Genomic DNA, 255 nt, shown 5'->3' on the forward strand with positions numbered 1-255 from the left:
GATTGCTGGCATCCTCGGTCACCGCGCCGTGGTCGTCGCCGGCAATCACCGGCAGATCGTTGGTGCCGGTGATGGTGATGACCACTTCGTGGCTGGTGCCGTCGGCACTGTGCACGGTGAAGGTCTCAACCTTGGTCTCACCCTCTTTCAGGTACTGCACGTCGCCGTTGGCCACGTTGTAGGTCCACTTGCCAGCGGTATCGATGGTCAGGTGGCCCAGAGCGCCGGCACTCGGGGTACCGGTACCGGCCTTGA

1 protein-coding gene is annotated in these 255 nt (G+C 63.5%); it reads right to left on the reverse strand.

Annotated elements, in window-relative coordinates:
• Nucleotides 1–255, reverse strand: a 255-nt coding sequence (locus tag KW825_RS20385; protein ID WP_218330250.1) for a VCBS domain-containing protein, incomplete at both ends; no start/stop codon positions are given.

Source organism: Aeromonas sp. sif2433, from assembly GCF_019218705.1.
In the GTDB taxonomy this organism is placed as follows: Bacteria; Pseudomonadota; Gammaproteobacteria; order Enterobacterales; family Aeromonadaceae; genus Aeromonas; species Aeromonas encheleia.